The organism is Shewanella sp. BJSY2023SW005, from assembly GCF_047314585.1.
Classification (GTDB): domain Bacteria; phylum Pseudomonadota; class Gammaproteobacteria; order Enterobacterales; family Shewanellaceae; genus Shewanella; species Shewanella algae.
The window spans coordinates 1-20,170 of the sequence record NZ_JBKORJ010000021.1; the positions used below are offsets into that span (position 1 = coordinate 1).

Sequence of the window (20,170 nt, forward strand, 5' to 3'; positions counted from 1 at the left end):
ATAGCGGATTTATATGCCCATCGATGGGAGATAGAAGTGGGCTATCGGGAGATGAAGCAGCATCTTCTGGAGAGTCGCTTTACGTTGCGTAGTCAATTGCCAGAGTTGGTTATCCAAGAATTGTGGGGGGTACTATTGGCCTATAACCTCATCAGATACAAGATGATGTTGATGGCTAAGAGCTTACCGTCGTTACATCCGAACCAATTAAGCTTTAGAGATGCATCGAGTTATATCATTTTTAAACTGACTCAACTGTCATCTCAAACGCCTGGAAATGTCCCGAGAGAGGTCTTGGACATAGTGCGTAATGCGAGGCAGTTCAAGCTTGATGGGAAACAGGATAGAGCCTATCCACGTGCGTTAAAAATGAGTAAAAACAAGTATCCCATTAAGCCTAAGAAAAATGCCGTTCACACTAAGTGAACGGCATTAGCCAAGTTGGCAGCCTTTTTCAGTTTAAGGCTTAGGGAAGGTGCAAAGGACTATGGCCATTTGCTGCAAACCACGCCTTGCATCCAGGCCTGTAAGCCAACGCAGAGCACACAGGACTTGCTCGCACCTTCCTTAGCTCGATTTCCTGCGCAGCCACCCCAAAGGCAGCAATAGCAGCGACAACCAACCCAGCGAACCACCACCGTCACGCTCGAAGTCAAAGACCACTATGCTGACAGTTTCTGTGGTGCTGTTACCCTTGGAGTCACTCACCTTCAGATTGAAAGTCAGCAAATCGCCAGAGCCTCCCACTTCAGGTGCCGTCAGCTCCAGCTTGGCCGCCGAGCTGTCAAACTTCAGTGGTGCACCGGCAATCTGAGTCCATTGATAGCTGACAGCATCGCCATTGGGATCGGCCGAGGCAGACGCATCGATAACAAAGCTCTTGCGCTCTGCCACTCGGTCCGGTGCATCAACTTTGATAACAGGGGCCCCTTCTTTAACATCGAACAGATACTCCTGAGTCAGCACCTCGGCGGTATCATTGACTACGGTATTGCTCAATATCAGCTTATTGCCCTGCCCCTGTTTACGCGGGATAAACTTGAAGCTCAGCGTTTTGGCCGGATCGCCGGTTTGCATCACATGAGTCCAACTCAATACTCCTTGAGCCAGTTCTCCTTGGTCGCTGATAGCCGTGACTTCATGTCCTTCCGGCACCATGGCCTTGATTTGATATTCCCGAGCCTCCGGGGAAGCATTGGCAGCAATAGTTACAGCCATGGTTACTGGCTGTCCGGGGGCCATCTCTCCACTGAGCACACTGGCCGCAGGCATTTGCACATCATCAACGACTCGGCTGAAAGCAACCGGCAAGTTCTTGGCCGCGATGCTGGTATCGCTGGACGTCAGAGTTACTACGGCATAACCCAGGTCGCTGGCGGCAAAATTATCCTTCCAGGCAAACTTCAGTGAGAAGTCCTCGTTATCACCCGTCTTGGTCAGAGTAAAGTTGTCCTGAGCCGGACCTGCCTCTACCACTGAAGTTTTCAGGGTGAAGGGATCTTCGGCATTGGCGGCTGAGGCCTCATAGTTTTGCACAAAGATATAGTAATCACCGGCTTCTGGATTACTGATGCTGACAGATTCATCAGAACCGGCTCTGGCCGATTGGCCAACAAGGGCATCCAGCGCCCCGTCACCGTCCCTGTCTATTGCCACATAGAGATCCAAATCCGGAGAGTTGGTGGCAGTAATGGCCGTATTGAACAGCTTGGCACCATCTTCAACACTGTAAACAACGTAGGCAACGCCGTCGGTAATGTCGTCCAGGAAGCTGCCAACATCCGAATCTTGCTTCAGCACGCCTTCAAAGCTGTCGGCCAGTGCCAAGGCAGATACCTCTGCATCCAGTCCCGTCATATCCAGCGATTTGAGCTGGCTGAAAGTCAGCTCATCGGCATCTCGTCCTGCCCGGATGGTAAAGCTGTCCGGCAGGTTGTCACGGGAAGCCTTGACCGCCACCGGCATAGCCGCATCAGGGTGGTTGCTCGAGGTCAACAGCAGGTTACCAAACGCCCAATCACTGGAGCTCACCCCTGTGATATCGGCAGTGACAGTCACCACCTGTGACTGCCCCTTGGTCAGAGTGAAGTTTTCAGGCGAAACCGTTATTTTCAGCCCTTCAGTCGTCGCCACCCCGGCAGCGCTCCATACGCCGTCTTTGGTCGCCGTGACTTTTCGAGTCCAACTGCAACTGTTAACACATTGGCTAGTGGACATGCTGGGAAGATTCAAACGTCTGGGATCACCACCGAGTTCTGGATTGGCAAACTCATAATTGTCCGCCAACTCATCCATGATGAGCCCTGTCTTGGCGGCCAAATCGACCCGGATCCGGCCGGCACCCACATCAAACGGATCCGCGGTAGTCTTGCCATCGGCCTTGGTCATAGCACTGGCCGTAGTTGCCGTCAGCATCAAGGCTGAACGGATATTATCCGGTGTCCACTCAGGATGAGCCGACTTCAGCAGCGCCCCGGCGCCCGCCACATGAGGGCTGGACATGGAAGTACCGGACATCAAGGTATAATCGGCAGGATCTGTCCCTGTTACTTCATGGCCATACTGCTCATCGGCATAAGCGGCATAGATGTCCACACCCGGTGCTGAAATCGAAGGCGCAATCACATCGAAGTAACGATTTGGCCCGAGTAGAGAGAAGTCGCCCAACACATCTGCCTGACGCTCAACGGCCGATGGAGTAGCATTGATTTTGGCCACCAGCCCTGGCGTGGCCGCCAGCGCATCCACAACAGCCAAGCCATCAATATTACCGATGAAAACAGAAGGGATACTGGTGTTGCCCAGTCCGGACATCTTGGTTCTGACGTTGCCTTCACCGTCTTTGTTAAAGACGATAACCCCTACTGCCCCCGCATCTTTGGCATTATTGACCTTATCGGCAAAGTTACAACCGCCGCGCTTAATCAGCGCCAACTGTTCCTTGAACGCATCGGCGGCAAAGGCGTTACAACCTTCGAAATTATCAGCTGCCAAGTCACCGGCATACACCAAAGGTGCACTGATATCTGTAGTCATTACCGGCCCGGTTCCCTGAGTGTAGTCCAGTTGGTCACCGTTGAACTCCAGAATGGAACGCACTTCCCGGTTGTGGGTAGATGCCGCGACTGAGGTATACCAAGGCGCATTTTTGGGTGAAGAAAAGGGAACTTGGCTAACCGAGGCAGAGGTATTTCCGGCCGATACGGCTGAGAAGATGCCGGCATTACGGGCAGCCAGGAAGCTCATCTCTGTCGCGCTTGACCAAGGGAAACCACCGCCGCTGATGGAATAGTTGATCACATCCACACCGTCGGCAATGGCATCATCCAACGCTTTGAGAATCGCCGATGTGGGACAACCTGAATATCTATCGCCATTGTTGCCCGGACGGCAGATCTGATAGGCAACAATGTTGGCATGGGGGGCAACCCCGGAGATCTGTGTAAATTCGAGCCCGGTCTCAATACCTTCCCCCTGAGCCTCACCGACTTCACCGGCAACATAGGGGACATTCTTAAGGATATTGCCCGCCGCAGTGCTGGCAGTATGAGAACCATGGCCACCATAATCCTCACCATTCTTGGGTGGAGGTGTTGGGCCAAAGACCTCTTCATCATCATAACTATCGGTAATCTCGGGATAACTTCTGACCCCGATTAGCTTGTCGTTGCACATGTCAGAAAACTCTGCCGCACAGTCACCGACGTAGACCCCCTGTCCCCAGGGGTTAGTATGGTCGTAACCATCTCCCCCAATGTCGGCAAAGGATGGATGATCACTGTTGATCCCGGAATCGATCACCCCGACTATGACCCCTTCACCCATAGCCCGGGTCCCTGTTGCACTGCCGTCCCACACTTTGGGAGAACCTATCATGCTCTGGCTGCTGTCGGTATCCATTGAATAGAGGCTTTCCCGCTCAATGAACGCCACTTCGGGTAACTTGGACAGGGCTTCAGCCTGCTGCTGATCCATGGTGACCGCCAGGCCATTAAAGGCATAGTGATATCTGGCCTTGGCCTGCAACTGAACCCCTTGGGCCGCGGCACTCATTAAAAAGTTCTGTTGTTTGGCATTCAAATACTTCACGTAGGACTTCACCGCCACACTGGCGGTATTCAGCTTGGGAGCCTTTTGGGGCGCCAGCCCTTGGCTTCGTTGTGGACTGGTGGCTTCAAGCCCGGAAATACCACCGGCATAATTCGCCACAGAGGGATCTTTAAGGCGCACTATATAAGTGTATTTACCCTCTGCAAGTCCAGGCTCTTTGACAAACTTATGTTGCCCTCCCCCTTGCTGTTGTCCTTTGAGGCCGCTGGACGCACTAAGCAGATCCGACGAAATAAATGGATCCGATACGCTCACTGGCGCGGCTTCTGAATGGAATGCCATAGATAACAGCGCTGCTGAAACGGCTATTGCAACTTGACTCTTCACTTGTCTACTCCCTATAAGACTGCTTATTGTTGTTTTATGTTTCCATGCTCAAAAACACTCCCTTAATACAAAGGGATTAATTCTTGTAACATCAATTGATACAAACAAGAAACAAAAGACACAAAATATTACAAATTATCAGCTGGTTACAGAATGGTAGACGCTAAAAAGGATTTCATATCCGGCTTTGACTTAACCAGAAAGAGTGAAGTAGTTGGTCATCACCTTGTAGAGCTCAGTTCCCTGGTGCACAGACGCCGAGGCAAAATGCAGCACAGGGATCACATCCTCATTGAGCGAGAGCCTGGTGACTTCAGTGCCGGCATCGACTCGGTCGAGCCTGAGCATATTGACCAGAGGCGCGCCCGCAGCCAAAGGTACTCCCGGCTCGGCCAGATACTCCACCATACCTGCCATAGGTGCGTGAAACTTCCGATAGTCTTTCAGCATACAAGCAAAACGCGACATCACCTCGGGCTGTATGCTCTGGGCTATCACCTCTCTATAGCTCAGATAACTTAATATGCCTTCCGCATCTCGGCTGGCATCGGCAAGATCGATACGCTCCTGGCTGCCAAGCTCCAAAGTAAAGGCCGACACTGCGACTTTCAGCTCTCTGCCCCGGCTATTGGCATAGTCGCTGAGCTGCCACCAGGGATTGAAGGCCGCTTCATCCATGGCGCCGCCAAAACCTTTAGGCATCACCAGGGTATAGGGAATATGAAAGTAGCCGGCAGCAGACAGCTCATACTCGGGGCAATAGAGGTGTTTACAGGACTTGGGGCCGGTGTGCAGATCCAGCACTATGTCAGCGCAGTGCGCCAGTTTCTGCAGATTGAGCGCCAATCTCTGCCCGGTCGTCACTCCCCAGGGATTGGCCAATGCCTGCTCACAGTTGGCAATAAGAAGACGACGAAAAGCGTCAAACAGTGCTGGCTCCGGCAGCTCACCGTGCAGCAGATACCAGTCATCCAGGTGGACGGCCTGATCCAGATAAGCTCTGTTCCAGTTGATACCTGTGATGGGATCAAAACGGCCCAAGGTAAACTCACCGCTTTTCTGGTTAATCCCCAAGGGGTTGGCCAGAGGCACCAGGGTGATATCTCCCAGAGGCGGATGAGCCTTGAAGTACTGCAGCAACTGCAAAATCACCGCATTGCCCTGCACCTCGGCGCCATGCACATTGGCCTGAATATAGACGCTGGGCGCCGCATCGCTGGTACCTTTGAAGCGATAAACAGGTATGGTCAAGGGCTGGCCGGCAGCCAGCTCCCCAACCGGCAGATGTTCAAGCTGCATCCTGAGCCCCTTCAAACAGGTTACGATGCAAAGCGGCAACAACATCACCGGCTTCGGCTTCCGACACCAAGACACAAAGATTGTGCGGACTGGCGCCCTGACAGATCATTCGGACGTTATGGGGTTCAAGCACTTCAAATACCCGGCGACAGATCCCGGCAGTAGTGGCTATCTTGTTGCCTATGATGGCCACCAGAGCCAGCTTGTCTTCCACCCGCACACGGCAGTTTTGCGACAATTCCTGCAGCAGAGCTTCGGTCAGAAGCCCCTTGCCGGCCGAATCTGAGCCCGTTTTGTCCAGCGTCAGCGACACGTTCACCTCTGAGGTGGTAATGAGATCGACACTGATCTTGTGCCGCGCCAACACGGCAAAGGTCTCTGCCAAAAAGCCCTGGGCATGCAACATCTGCAAACTGTGCAAGTTAAGTAGGGTCTGATCTCGTCTCACCGCAACGGCCCTGAATACCGGCTCATCTTCCACTTGGTGACGGATCCAGGTGCCACCTTTTTCCGGTGCCCGACTGGAGCCGACAAACACCTGGATCTGTTGACGCACCGCCGGCAAGATGGTGGCAGGGTGCAACACCTTGGCACCGAAAGTAGCCATCTCTGCCGCCTCATTAAAACTGATTTCTGCGATAGGCCTGGCGTTGGGAGCCAGTCGGGGATCCGTGGTGTAAATCCCTTCTACATCGGTCCAGATCTCGACCGCATCGGCTTCCAGCGCCTCAGCCAAAAGGGCCGCAGAATAATCGCTGCCACCACGCCCAAGCGTAGTGGTTCGGCCATCGGCATCGGCGCCGATAAAGCCCTGGGTCACCAGCAGTTGCTGCTCAAGCAAAGGTTGCAATTTCTCTGTCGCCAGTCGCTTCAACTCGGCGATTTGTGGCTCGGCCTTACCGAAATGGCTATCGGTACGCATCACCTGGCGCACATCAAAGGCGCTGGCCTTGGCACCACGTTCTCTCAATACCGCGGCAAACAGCGCTGAAGAACACTGTTCGCCCAAAGATAGGATCTCATCGACCATAGCATGACTCGGCGCCTGCAATAACCTGGCACTGAGCGTTGCCATGCGGCTGAGCAAAGCATCCAGCGCCGCGGCAACATCTGCCGGTCTGCCAAGTTTATCCAGAATTGCGTATTGAATGGTGGCTATCTCTTTCAATAGCTTGAGACGGCGCTCATCCCCCATGTCTGCCTGGGACAGCTCCACCAACAGATTGGTTACGCCACTGGATGCACTGACCACAACCAGACGGGTGGCCGGGTTTCCAAGCACTATATCGGCACAGCGATTCATCGCCTGATAATCGGCAACTGAGGTACCACCAAACTTGGCAACAACAAGAGACATCAGCGCATTCCCCCACAGGCAGGTAACAGGGAAAGGTCGATAACGAGAATAGATTTCATGAGTTAAGCTCCGAACAGATAACGTTCGAAGAGCCTGGTGCAGAGATAACGCACCCCATAGCAGGGAAACAGCGATCGTCACCAGAAGCTCTCCACCAAAACCAGGTGACAGTCGCCAGGATTCAGCCTGACCAACCGACCGGAAGCGTAGCCAATACGCATCCCGACCTCGGCGTTAATCTCCCTCATGAGCCGTCATTGGAGAATTGGCCTCCTCTGACTCACTACCTAGTTAACGCACCTCTTCTGTTCCTTTCTCGCGAAAGGGATGAAAAAATTAGCAATAAAGTCCTTATGAAGTCAATGCTAATTTGCGCAGGATGAAATTTCCTCAACTCATCCGTCACTGAGCTCGGGTAACTCGCTGACCAGGCGCGCCCTGGCAGCAAACTGTCCAAGCGCCACCTCTCGCTCCCCTTTCAGGCAAGGCACCAAGGTCAAGAGCCCACTATCAACGTAGTAAAGGGCATTTTGGCGATACTTTGATGCCAGTTCTATTGCCGCGGCCTTATCCAGAAACAGAGCCCAGCTTTTTTCCATATGACTGAGATCATCAGCAGCGCCTATGATCGCCCGGTAAGGAATGCCCAGCTTATCAATATCGTGTTGTAGCTGCCGATCGAGAAGGCGGTTTTGGCAAGAAGTGAGTTTTTGCCCAAGGGGATTATGGGCGGTGACAATAGCGAAAGGAACAGCGGAAGAAAACGACTGAGTCAATAAAAAGCATGCGCTCTGGTAGTACTGCCAGAGACTTTCAAATGCAGCATCCATTGTAGTATCTGTCTCTAATGAACCGGATTTATTCTAGCAAAGGCTTTTGCATTCCCCTAGCCCCGTGAGCAAGCTCACAGTAAGACAAAATACAAAATGCTTATCTTTCAATAGGTAACGCAAAAACTTGTGATGTAGATCATAGTTAAACATTAATTTGTTAACATTTCATTTGTTAACAAATGCCCAATCCTAGTACAATGGATTGTATCGACAGAGGCTTAGAGTTAAGTGTGTGACCCGGCTAGCGCCATTACGCTACAGCATAAGTCTCTATCGATAACGACTCTGTACCAAATGTAATCTGGTTTTAAGATGACATTTTCTGGATTTTCCATGTCTTTCAGGAACTAAATCCCGCCACTGGGAATCCTAGACAGTACAGTTCGCGCCTCTCCGGGTGGAGAGCATACTTTTTGCTAATCATGAAGTGTGTTGCCGTTTCATTTCAGTTTTGAACAGCACTTACGTGAACCCTGTGAATGTTGGCGTTTTAGAGAGTATAGCGGAGCGTCACCCGCGCTCATGGTTAGATAAACTGATTTAATTAGGTAAATAACATGCAAAACCCGCACATTCTGATCGTTGAAGATGAAGCCGTTACCCGTAACACGCTGAGAAGTATTTTCGAGGCAGAAGGTTATGTGGTAACCGAAGCCAATGATGGCGCAGAGATGCACAAAGCCTTGCAGGAAAACAAGGTGAACCTGGTGGTTATGGATATCAACCTGCCAGGTAAGAATGGTTTGCTGTTGGCGCGGGAATTGCGCGAAATCAACAATATCGGTCTCATCTTCCTTACTGGCCGTGACAACGAAGTGGACAAGATCCTTGGATTGGAGATCGGTGCCGATGATTACATCACCAAGCCGTTCAACCCTCGTGAACTGACCATTCGTGCCCGTAACCTGCTGACTCGAGTCAACAGCTCTGGCGCTGAAATTGAAGAAAAGGCTGCCGTTGAATACTATCGTTTCAATGGTTGGAGCCTGGAAATCAACAGCCGTTCTCTGGTGAGCCCACAGGGTGAATCTTACAAGCTGCCACGTAGCGAATTCCGCGCTATGCTGCACTTTGTGGAAAACCCAGGCAAGATCCTCAGCCGCGCTGAGCTGCTGATGAAAATGACCGGCCGTGAGCTCAAGCCACACGACCGTACTGTTGATGTGACTATCCGTCGTATTCGTAAGCACTTCGAAAGTGTGCCTGATACACCGGAAATCATCGCCACCATCCACGGCGAAGGCTACCGTTTCTGCGGTAACCTCGAAGACTGATAAACACGCTTTATCGGCTCTGCACAAAGCCAGCTTATCGAGCTGGCTTTTGTTTATCTGCTCACCTATTTCGGTTCCCCCAGCTACTGATATTCGCAGTGGCTTCCTCACGGTAATTCTCTGCCAATCCCAGCTCCTTTATCTTAGGTAGCTCCTTTGCCACATATGCCACTTTCGAAAACAGTTGCCATACGATTGCCCATTGATATTCATCGGCATCCGCCGAGCTGAATGCAAGTTTGATTCTGCTGGCTTCGCGGCACTAGATATTCGCCCATAAAAAAACCCGCCATCAAGGCGGGTTTTTATCAGGATAATTAATCCTTATTTCTTGGCTGCGTTACGAGCCTTGGTTTCTGCGATAACAGTCTCAGCCACGTTGGCAGGACATGGAGCATAGTGAGAAAACTCCATGGAGAACTGACCACGACCAGAAGTCATGGTACGCAGGTGACCGATGTAACCGAACATTTCTGCCAGTGGCACGTCAGCCTTAACACGTACGCCAGTCAGACCAGCTTCCTGATCCTTGATCATACCGCGACGACGGTTCAAGTCACCGATAACGTCACCAACGTGATCGTCTGGAGTGAACACGTCAACCTTCATCACAGGCTCCAGCAACTGAGGCTTGGCCTTAGGCATAGACTGACGGAATGCACCCTTGGCAGCGATTTCAAACGCGATTGCTGAGGAGTCAACTGCGTGGTAACCACCGTCGAACAGTTCAACTTCAACGTCCAGTACTGGGAAGCCAGCCAGAGGACCTTCGTTCATCATGTCTTCGAAGCCGCTTTCAACTGCTGGCCAGAATTCACGAGGTACGTTACCACCAACAACGCTGGAGGTGAACTTGAAGCCACTACCAGCTTCGCCTGGACGGATGCGGTAGTCGATCTTACCGAACTGACCAGAACCACCAGACTGCTTCTTGTGAGTGTAGCTGTCTTCAACGGCTTGAGTGATGGTTTCACGGTAAGCTACCTGTGGAGCACCAACAGTCAGTTCAACACCGTGAGTACGCTTCAGGATGTCTACTTTGATGTCCAGGTGCAATTCACCCATACCCTTAAGGATGGTTTCACCGGTTTCTTGGTCGGTTTCAACCTGGAATGATGGATCTTCTGCAACCATCTTACCCAGAGCAACACCCAGCTTCTCAGAAGCGCCTTTGTCCTTAGGAGTTACAGCGATAGAGATCACTGGCTCAGGGAAGATCATAGGCTCAAGAGTACATTCGTGCTTAGGATCACACAGAGTGTGACCAGTCTGAACGTTCTTCATACCTACAACGGCGATGATGTCACCGGCTTGAGCAGAATCGATCTCTTTACGATCGTTAGCGTGCATCTCAACCATACGGCCAATACGCTCTGTCTTACCGGTAGCAGAGTTCAGGATAGTGTCACCTTTCTTCAGCTTACCAGAGTAGATACGGATAAAGGTCAGGGCGCCGAAACGGTCATCCATGATCTTGAACGCCAGAGCGCGCAGTGGCTCATCGGCAGATACAGTAGCTACTTCACCGGTTTCTTCACCAGTTTCTGGGTCAGTCAGAGGCTGAGGCTCAACTTCTGTTGGAGATGGCAGGTAGTCAACAACTGCATCCAGAACCAGCTGCATACCCTTGTTACGGTAAGCAGAACCACAGTATGTGGGGAAGAATGACAGGTTGATGGTACCTTTACGGATACAACGCTTCAGGTCTTCGATAGAAGGCTCTTCACCTTCCATGTAGGCTTCCATCAGGTCGTCGTCCTGCTCAACGGCAGTCTCGATCAGTTGCTCACGGTATTCTTCAACCAGATCAACCATGTCTTCTGGAACTTCTTCTACAGAGTAGTTTTCTGGCAGACCAGACTCATCCCATACATAGGCTTTGCGGTTCAGTACGTCAACAACACCCTTGAACTCGTCTTCGATACCGATAGGCAGAGTCATAACCAGTGGTGTCGCAGCCAGAACGCGCTTGATTTGACCAACAACACGCAGGAAGTCGGCACCCATACGGTCCAGCTTGTTTACGAAGATGATACGGGCAACTTCGGATTCGTTAGCATAGCGCCAGTTGGTTTCGGACTGAGGCTCAACACCGCCGGAACCACAGAATACACCAACACCGCCGTCCAGAACTTTCAGAGAACGATATACTTCAACGGTGAAGTCAACGTGTCCGGGGGTATCGATGATGTTGAAGCGGTGATCTTTCCAGAAGCAACTTACCGCAGCAGACTGAATGGTAATACCGCGCTCAGCTTCCTGCTCCATGAAGTCAGTAGTGGTGGTACCGTCATGGCTGTCACCCATCTTGTGGATTTTGCCGGTCAGTTTCAGGATACGTTCTGTGGTAGTGGTTTTACCCGCGTCAACGTGAGCAAAAATACCAATGTTTCTGTATTTTGATAAGTCAGTCATGATTCAACTTCAAATGATTAGTTAATAGGAGACGGAGTATGCCACTTCAAAGCTGCGACAGACGGAACCCCATAAATAAGGCGCGTATTATAACACCGAAACCCCTATAGGCTGCAATCAGCAGTTTCAATTTTCACCAGTTTGTCATCACAGACGGGCAACAAAAATAAAATTCATTAAATTCAATATCTTGAAATTCAATATTTTCTATATTCGAGCGATTAATGCAGAAATTGATTGTATAAAAGCGCCGCTACAGCGCTAAGCTGACGAATTTGAGCTAATTTTATCGGCTCGATCGGATTCGGGATCGCAGCAGATCCTATTGCGACCTTCCGACTTGGCCCGGTACAAGGCCAAATCCGCCCGGTCAAATGCACTCCAGATCGATTCACCGGCTTTAAGTTCTGTCAGTCCAAAACTGCAACTCAGGCTAACACCGGCTGAAAAGGGATAAACCTTCATCGCCAGTGCCAGGCGTTCACATAAACGCCCCGCCTGTACACAGTCGGTATCCGGGCAGATGATCATAAACTCCTCACCACCCCAGCGTGCCACCAGATCCTGTTCACGGGCACCATCTTTGAGCAGAGCCGCCAGTTCGCGGAGAATCGAATCTCCCACACTGTGGCCATGACGATCATTGATCTCTTTAAAAAAATCTATGTCTATTACTATCAGCGACGTGTGCCCTTGTGCCGAGTTACTGCGGTGTTCGGCGGCGAAGTGTCGGTGGAAATAGTGACGGTTATATAACTTGGTCAAAGGGTCGTGGGTCGAAATGAACTCAAGTTCTCTGTTGGTTTCCAGCAACTGATTGCGCAATTGTTCCAGTTGTTGATTCTTGGCTGTCAACTCGCGGTTGTATTTACTGATCCAGCGGTTACGTGCCAGCAAGGCACCGAAGATCAATGTTGCCACCGCCAACAACTGCCAGAACATTCGGTAATCTGTCTGTTCCAGCACCGCCATATTGCTCCACTGCCGGTACAGCCTGGCCCTGTGTTCATCGGAAATCTGCGCCAGTAAATGATTGAGCTCGGGTAACATCCATTTGGCATTCTCTGTTACTGCCATCCGGAACTGATCCTCTGGCCCGGCCCAACCGGCGATTTTGAGATTGAACAACCCACTCTGCTGAATGCGGGCATTGATGGAATACATAGAGCCGATAAATAGATCCGCCTCACCGCTGGAGACCATCTCCAATCCCTGCTGCTCTGTCTCGGCCAGAATAATGCGGATTTTGGGATAGTTCTGGCGCACATAATCCAGCAAGCGGTAGCCTCTGGGGATCGCCAGGCTTCTATCACCGACCTGTTCCATACTTTGCAGAAAGGGTTGCTCGTGGCGGGAAACCAACACATTGGGAGAACGGCTATAGATATCGCTGAAATATAAGAACTCAGCGCGCCTGGGAGTGTAGTTGAGCATGGGGGTGAATACACAGCGTTGCTGCTTCAAGTAGGCTAATGTCTGTTGCCAGCTCTCCGTGGGCACCAGTTGAAACTGCCAATCTGTCTGCTGATCGATAAGTTCAAGAAAGCCGGAAGAGATCCCCACATGCTTGCCTTGGTCTATGCCTTCATAGGGCATCCAGTCGGGGTCGACACAATAGGGAATCGTGACAGCATTGACTGCGGCCGTTGCCAGTAAAAGGCTGCCAAACAATATGGGCCGCAAATATCTCAGCAATCTGTATGCTCCGGCGATTCAGGATACATTCAATATTAGTTCAAAAACATCAGCTTCTGGTCATATGCTGCGCCGGCTGAAATTGAATCCAACCGTTAAGAAACAAAAGACCCGCTCATGGCGCAACGTCGATCAGATAAGGATCGGTTGACCGATCCTTCTGATGAGAGACAATCGGAAACCTGTTTGTAGGTTTCCGATTTTTTATGTCTATTCAAAACTGCTTTGCCGACTTTGGTTATAACTTGGTGAGACGAGAAGCGAGTCAGGCGGCAGTAGAGCATGGTCGAATGCCCAATGAAATCAGCTTTAAGTACGCTTGTCAGTTCATCGCAAGTCAGCTCAAAGTCATGAGCAAAGCGGTGTCACCAGGTAATACGCCGAAGCGTCTAAACAGTCTGCGAGGAGACTTGTCCATCCTTTTTATAGACAAACGCCCTAAGCCAAATCGGCCTAGGGCGGTAAAAATATCAAAGACCCGATATCCTGTTAATCACAAGGCAGCTCCGCTTAAGTGAACTACGTTGCGCACATAGCGGGCCTTTTCGGGTTACTGACAATCAGCAGCCTCAGTCTTCCACAGGGGAGACCACAAACAGCAGATCGCCTTGAGAGACCTGTTGGCCATTGCTGTTGAGGATCCGCTCAATGCGGTATTTCTTATCCTCTGGATACAGCTCGGCGCCCTTGCGGTTAAAGCCTGCCAATGTCACCTGAGAGAACATCTTCATCGCTTCGGTCAGTGCCAGCGTTTGATCGACAGTCACTATGTCGCCTTCCTTGACGAAGTCGGCTTCGCCCGGCGCCGGAGAGGTATAGAAGATACCCGCGCCCTGAGCCAACACCTTGAGCTCGTTGGACTCACCCACACGCAGCGATTCGGTATCCACACCTTGAGTTTCGGCGGCGGCTTCCATTTCGGCGATCAGGGCTGGGATATCCAGCTCGGCCATCAGGCGCGGCAGATAGTTGGTGTCATACACGCCTTCACGGAAGGTCTCGTCGGCCAGGATCCGCTTCAGCAGCGGGATGTTGGTGGCGATCCCCTTGATGACCACCTGATCCAGATAGTCATACATCTTGGCAATCACATCGTCCCGGCTTTCACCGCGGATGATGATCTGGGCAATCAGGCTGTCGTAGTATGGCGACACTTCTTTGCCATCGGCCGCGATAGAGATGATTTCCACATCATCGCGCTCGGGCATCACGCACTCAGTGATAAGCCCCGGGTTTGGCACCAGCTGCAGTATGCCCTGGCTATCCAGAGCAGCCTTCTCGGCTGTCACCCGCACTTCCATCGCATAGCCAATTTCCTGCGGCTGCAGATCTTCAATGGAGCGACCGGCTGCCACATCGAATTGCGCGCTGACGATATCAATACCGGAAGTCGCTTCGGTTACCGGGTGCTCTACCTGCAGACGGGTATTCATCTCCATGAAGTAGACTTCGTTGGCATCCAGGTTATAGATGAACTCAACGGTACCTGCGCCCATATAGTCGGTGGCATCACCCAGAGCACGGGTGTATTCCATCACTCTCTGCTTGAGTTCTTCAGGCAGCATGGTGGAACCGGACTCTTCAATCACCTTCTGGTTGTTACGCTGCACCGAGCAGTCACGCAGACCCAGTACCTTGGTGTTGCCGAACTTGTCACGCAGCAACTGGACTTCGATGTGACGCAGTGAAGTCACATATTTTTCCAGGTACAGGTCACCATTACCAAAGGCGGCAGCCGCTTCGGTGGAGGTTTTCTGGAACAGGCCAATCATATCCTCGGGGCGCTTAACCACTTGGATACCCTTACCGCCACCACCTTGTACCGCTTTGAGCAGCACTGGGTAGCCGATTTCGTTGGCCACGTTAACCGCTTGCTCGGCGTTGGTCAAAATACCGTGAGAGCCTGGTACCACGGGCACATTCTGCGCCTGAGAGGTCTTGATGGCGTTGGACTTGTTACCCATGGTTGTCATCGAGTGCACACTTGGACCAACAAAGTTCACACCGTTGTTCACACACAGGGCGGCGAACTGTGGGCTTTCCGACAGGAAGCCGATACCTGGGTGCAGTGCGTCTACCTGCTCATACTCGGCCACTTTCAACACTGAGTAAGCGTTCAGGTAGGACTCGTCGGAAGTGTTACCGCCGAGACAAACCAGCTTGTCGTTTTCCTTGAGCATGTCGGCAGGAACCGAAGTCATATCAGGATCGGACGCCACCAGTACCACATTAATGCCATTGTCGTGAGCCTTGCGGATCAGTTTCACCGCAGTACAGCCTCGGGCATGTACCAGCACCTTATCGATAGGCTTCATCAGGGCACGAGGATCGTCCTGTACTATCTCTTCGCTGACCTCTTCTACTTCAACCACCAGAGTCGACAGAGCATTGGTCAACACATCACTTATCTCGGCGTTAGGCATAGGCATCAGAGGATCTATGCTCTTGAGCTGTTCATCGAGCTGAGTGCTGAATGGGTTGTTGACCAGGCCATTCATCGCTCCGGGCACCTTGGACAGGTAGTTGGACAGAGTCGAAGTGGATGGCAGGTAAGCAGGTACCACCATCTGACCGGCAAACGGCATATTGGTACCGGACAGATAATAAGTCTGCACCAGAGGGTGAGTCACGAAGGATGCCTGGGCTCCACCGGTACAGTCACCGAAACCGAACATCAGCACAGGCAGTTCGTTGTCACGCACGAAACGGGTAATACGGTCGTTCACCACGGCCATGGAGAACAGCGCAGCAGCCCCCTCTTTGGTCTGCATACCGCCGGAGCTGATAAAGCAGATCACCGGCAGCCTGCGCTTGGCACACTCAATAAGCAGCGCAGAGAACTTCTCGGCACTGGCCATATCGAAGGCACCGGCCTGGAAGGCGGTGTTGGATACAGCAACCCCGACACGCAGCGCCTTGCCGCCATGTTCAAAGTCCGCCAGACCCGTGATCAAACCACAGGGGCGAATGCCCTTGTCGAGTGCATCTTCAATAGAGAGACGGAAGCCCGGGAAGTTGAGCAGGTTGGCCGACATCTTGTCGCCATTGATCTCATCGAAGTTCTTGAAGAACTTGGCGATGATATTTTCCCAGGTCATATTGCCGGCTTTCTTCTCGTCACGCAGCACCTTCTGGATCAGCAGATCCTGGTAACCCATGGTCAAACGGTTCCAGAAGTCCTTACGACGACCGATACGCACCGGGTTGATGGCACCTGTGTACTTGCCCTTGTCCTCTTCGCTGTCGAAGTATTCCGGCAGCAGACGCTCAAAGAAGTAAGTCAGGATAACGAACAGCGAATCGTTCAGTTGTGGGAAACCCACACTCTTCCACTGCTCTGTCTTGGTCAGCAGTTCGGCGCGGTTGGACTGTGACATGAAGTACTTCAGCCACTTGTAGAACTTGCTCTTGTCGTTGGCGGTATCCTGAGTGGAAATCGCCCGGTCGATAGACTTGTGCAGCAGGCCATCAACAGACTGACGCGACAGGCTCTTGGCCATCATGGCTTCCTTGGCGATAGAGGCCAGGTTACCCACGACATTGTCATACAGCGCGTTAAAGATCAGGATGTTGTAACACTGCCAAATGAAGTCTTCACGCAGCTCTTCATTGACCACTACATCCAGTACTGTCAGCTGGTTCAGTTCAGGCCAAGGCGCCTGAGTCACTTCTGCCGGCAGAGTTTCCAGATAGTGGATAAGCCCCTTGAAGTTGTTGGCGGCATTACTCTTCCAACGGTGATACAAAGACCAACCAATGTTGAACAGCAGCGCCTTACGGGCCTTCTTGTAGTTCTCTTTCGGCTCACCCAGGATCAGACGGGTCAGCATGTTACGCTCGGTGGAAACATCATCACGCTTGGAGATGAAGTTACTCCACAGCTTGTTGAGTTCTTCGTCGTAAACCAGCTTATCCGGGCTGGACAGCCAAGCCTGGAACACCTTCTCCTGCTCCTTCTGGATCCGGGCCAACAGATCCCCTTCGGGCACACTCACCTTGGACAGGCGACCATACTGATCCATGGAGATGGAGTGAATACGGCTGCGCAGAGTCAAATAACGCAGATAACGGTAGGCGCTGCCGAACAGGTTAAGGTGCATGGTCGGGCTGATGGCAACCGACATTTCCGCGTTGGACTCCAATGCCTTGAGGCTCTTGGAAGGTTCGAGGAAACGCTTGAGGCTGCGATCATAGTGTTCGCGCAGGTCATCGGATTCTTTTACAAACTGCACTGCGGCGCGTTCAATGGCTTCGATGGCGCTGATGATGGCGCGGCGCAGGTTGTGCTGACGCTCGTCGCGATCATAAGGAGAGAAATCCACAATGCCGTCGATACAACCTGAGGTATAGAGCTCTTCCGGGGACACACCCACAGACTTGGCACACTCCTGCCATGAAAGGTTGTACTTGCGGGCGATGCTCTGCAGGCCCTGAGGCTGAATGGTGTTGAAAATACCATCACGCAGCGACAACAGTATATTGGCCGCCGCCAGTGGGATAGCACCACCCGAGTAGCCGGCGCCAATCACTATACCCAGAGTCGGCACATCGACGTTGGCACTCTCGGCAATCGCCTTGGAAATAGAATGTGCCTGGTTATGGCTGTTGGCCACCTCACCGGCATCGGCTCCGGGGGTATCAATCAGGTAAACTATGGGCATGGACAATTCGGCGAAATGACGAATCGCCTCACAGGCCTGCAGGTGATGTTCCGGCATCCAGGCACCGTTGGCCGTGGTGCGCTCCTGGGCAATAAAGCCGATGCGGCGGTTACGACCACCAAAGTTAAGCTCTATTTCGGCGCTGTAGAATGGGCCGTTGTGGCTCTCGGCGATCATCTTGCCTTTCAGATCGGCAATGATTCGCTTGGCACCTGGGCGGTTCTTGTCCTGGGTAGGCTGGATAACTTTGGCAACATAGCCATCCACATCCAACTGCGCCAATGACTTTAAGTTACTCTGGATGGCATCGTCATCCAACAGACCCTTTATCTCTTCAGAAAGGCTCTGTTTGCTGTGCTCTGGGAACAGCGAAAAATCCTTAGCCAAATGCTCCGCCTGCAGAAACAGGGGATCCGGAGTCTGGGCTTGAGTCGTGTTTGCGGGCTGCTTCTTGCTGGTCATCTATCGATCCTCTGCTAAGCCTCTGAAATTTTTTAGCCAATAAATATACCTTTGTTATCCCGTCAAATGCCATTAAACTGCCTTAGACGCTATGTTCCATTTTTGAGACAGTAATAAAAACATGCCAGATTTGAATGGGATGCTCCTATTTGCAGCAGTGGTCAGAGCAGAAGGCTTCTCTCAGGCGGCCCGTGAAACCGGCCTGCCAAAGTCTACCATTAGCCGAAAAATCGCCCAACTGGAACAACAGCTTGGGGTCCGTCTGCTGCAACGAAATACCCGCTCAATAAGCCTCACTCAGGTGGGCGCGCTCTTTTATCAACACTGTGACAGCATCTGCAACGAAGTGGAAGCGGCAAAGGCCACAATCGAGAATACCCATAATGATGTTTCCGGTTCATTGCGGATTGCAATCCCGGTTTCATTCAGCCAAGAGTTGATAGCCAATCTCTGCAGCGGCTTTATGCGGCTTTATCCCGGGGTCGAACTGGATGTTCAGTTTACCGATGCCGATGTGGGCTTGGTGGGCGAAGGCTATGATATCGCCATCAAGTATGGCCCGCTGCAGCCTTCGGATCTCGTCGCCAGGCTCCTGTTTGAACGTCAGCCGATTCTGGTGGCTGGCCCCGGCTATCTCAAGTCCAAAGGAACGCCGGCAACCCCGAGAGATCTGGCCCGTCACGATGGTATCTTGCTGGGCACCTCACGCTCGGCCCCCATCTGGCCGCTGGGCAAGGGGAGCCGCAAAACCATGGCCAGCTTCAGGCGCCGCACTCGAGTGAACAGTGCCATCATGGTCAAGCAGCTGGCACTGGATGACTTTGGCATCGCCATGTTGTCCCATTCGGTATGCAAGAACGAGCTGGCCAGCGGCGCCCTGGTGCCGCTGCTGCAGGAGTGGCCCATAGAACCCTTCAAGGTCTATGGCGTCTATTCCTCCCGTCGACAACTGGCGACCAATATCAGTGTGTTTCTGGACTTCTTTACCAAGCGCTTCAACAGTCAGGAGTCGCTGCAATCTTTGATGATGTAGCCAATCTTTGCAGATGAAGAAGGCTAAAGACCCCAGCCTTGGCCGCAACGTAGATCAGATAAGGATCGGTTGACCGATCCTCCTGATGAGAGACAATCGGAAACCTGTTTGTAGGTTTCCGATTTTTTTATGTCTATTCAAAACTGCTTTGCCGACTTTCTTGAAGAGAGTCCTGTTGATGTCGCTCAGCTAACCACCTTCTCCGAGCATATTCCTGACGAGTGGATTGCTAAAGCGGTAACACTTTCTGATAAAGCGACGATTCGTCGACGTCGCTTACCGAGTGATATGGTTCTTTGGCTTATTGTTGGAATGGCGTTTTTCCGCAACGAACCGATTGCCGAAGTTGCACGGCGAATGAATGTCTGTGCCGAGGGGTTAGCTAATGAGGAGCTGTTAGCAAAAAGTGCTTTAACGCAAGCAAGGCAACGCCTTGGCAAAGCAGCCCCAGAATGGTTGTTCAGGCAATGCAGCCACAGGTGGGGGTTAGAGCGTTACCCTGAGGATACTTGGCAAGGTTTGCAAGTCTTTGCTGTGGATGGCGCGCTTTTTCGAACCGCTGACACACCGGAGCTAAGAGACCATTTTGGGTCGGGTAATACATCCAGCGACAGACAGACGCCTCATCCAGTATTAAGGGTGGTGACCATGATGAATGTTCGCTCTCATGTCATTGTCGATGCCGCTATAAGCCCTTATCGTCG

The 20,170-nt window shown here is 52.0% G+C and carries 11 protein-coding genes, 1 pseudogene and 1 riboswitch; of the genes and pseudogenes, 5 read left to right on the top strand and 7 right to left on the bottom strand.

Annotated features, from left to right (window positions below; genetic code table 11):
- Positions 1-426 (top strand): transposase (locus ACMHXI_RS06020; RefSeq protein WP_413734365.1); only part of this gene is annotated, 426 nt, incomplete at its 5' end.
- Positions 427-567: 141 nt separating this feature from the next.
- Here ACMHXI_RS06020 and ACMHXI_RS06025 read toward each other — a convergent pair.
- The 4 genes from ACMHXI_RS06025 to ACMHXI_RS06040 form a co-directional block, all read right to left on the bottom strand.
- Positions 568-4,437: a S8 family serine peptidase gene (locus ACMHXI_RS06025; RefSeq protein ID WP_413734367.1), complete on the bottom strand. Its 3,870-nt coding sequence runs from the start codon at positions 4,435-4,437 to the stop codon at positions 568-570.
- A 192-nt stretch (positions 4,438-4,629) separates the two neighbouring features.
- Positions 4,630-5,736, bottom strand: a complete 1,107-nt coding sequence (locus ACMHXI_RS06030; protein ID WP_045283024.1) for a succinylglutamate desuccinylase/aspartoacylase family protein — start codon at positions 5,734-5,736, stop codon at positions 4,630-4,632.
- The gene (gene lysC, locus ACMHXI_RS06035; RefSeq protein WP_025008930.1) at positions 5,726-7,093 is read right to left on the bottom strand and encodes a lysine-sensitive aspartokinase 3; all 1,368 of its coding nucleotides are present in this window, start codon (positions 7,091-7,093) and stop codon (positions 5,726-5,728) included. Before lysC ends, ACMHXI_RS06030 begins: the two co-directional genes overlap by 11 nt.
- A 136-nt stretch (positions 7,094-7,229) precedes the next feature.
- A riboswitch (Lysine riboswitch) is annotated at positions 7,230-7,406 on the bottom strand.
- An 82-nt stretch (positions 7,407-7,488) separates the two neighbouring features.
- Positions 7,489-7,923: a DUF3293 domain-containing protein gene (locus tag ACMHXI_RS06040; protein WP_025008929.1), complete on the bottom strand. Its 435-nt coding sequence runs from the start codon at positions 7,921-7,923 to the stop codon at positions 7,489-7,491.
- Positions 7,924-8,483: 560 nt separating this feature from the next.
- Here ACMHXI_RS06040 and arcA point away from each other — a divergent pair.
- The gene (arcA, locus tag ACMHXI_RS06045) at positions 8,484-9,200 is read left to right on the top strand and encodes a two-component system response regulator ArcA (RefSeq protein ID WP_025008928.1); all 717 of its coding nucleotides are present in this window, start codon (positions 8,484-8,486) and stop codon (positions 9,198-9,200) included.
- Positions 9,201-9,524: 324 nt separating this feature from the next.
- Here the strand turns inward: arcA and fusA are convergent, their stop codons facing one another.
- Both fusA and ACMHXI_RS06055 read right to left on the bottom strand, forming a co-directional pair.
- The gene (gene fusA / locus ACMHXI_RS06050) at positions 9,525-11,615 is read right to left on the bottom strand and encodes an elongation factor G (protein WP_096140981.1); all 2,091 of its coding nucleotides are present in this window, start codon (positions 11,613-11,615) and stop codon (positions 9,525-9,527) included.
- A 261-nt stretch (positions 11,616-11,876) separates the two neighbouring features.
- A complete protein-coding gene (locus tag ACMHXI_RS06055) occupies positions 11,877-13,310 on the bottom strand; it encodes a diguanylate cyclase (protein ID WP_107005081.1) in 1,434 nt (477 codons plus the stop codon).
- Between the two features lie 236 nt (positions 13,311-13,546).
- On the opposite strand from ACMHXI_RS06055, the pseudogene ACMHXI_RS06060 reads away from it, so the two are divergent.
- A pseudogene (locus tag ACMHXI_RS06060) lies at positions 13,547-13,828 on the top strand (IS4 family transposase); the annotation flags it as partial.
- 51 nt (positions 13,829-13,879) lie between these two features.
- On the opposite strand, the gene ACMHXI_RS06065 reads toward ACMHXI_RS06060, so the two are convergent.
- Positions 13,880-18,433 carry a biotin carboxylase N-terminal domain-containing protein gene (locus tag ACMHXI_RS06065; RefSeq protein ID WP_096140983.1) on the bottom strand — a complete coding sequence of 1,518 codons (4,554 nt, stop codon included), beginning with the start codon at positions 18,431-18,433 and terminating at the stop codon, positions 13,880-13,882.
- A 121-nt stretch (positions 18,434-18,554) separates the two neighbouring features.
- Here ACMHXI_RS06065 and ACMHXI_RS06070 point away from each other — a divergent pair, with 121 nt between their 5' ends.
- Both ACMHXI_RS06070 and ACMHXI_RS06075 read left to right on the top strand, forming a co-directional pair.
- Entirely contained in the window at positions 18,555-19,466 is a 912-nt protein-coding gene (locus tag ACMHXI_RS06070; RefSeq protein ID WP_025008920.1) for a LysR family transcriptional regulator, read from the top strand.
- Positions 19,467-19,595: 129 nt separating this feature from the next.
- On the top strand, positions 19,596-20,170 hold a 575-nt coding region (locus ACMHXI_RS06075; protein ID WP_413734372.1), incomplete at its 3' end, for a transposase domain-containing protein.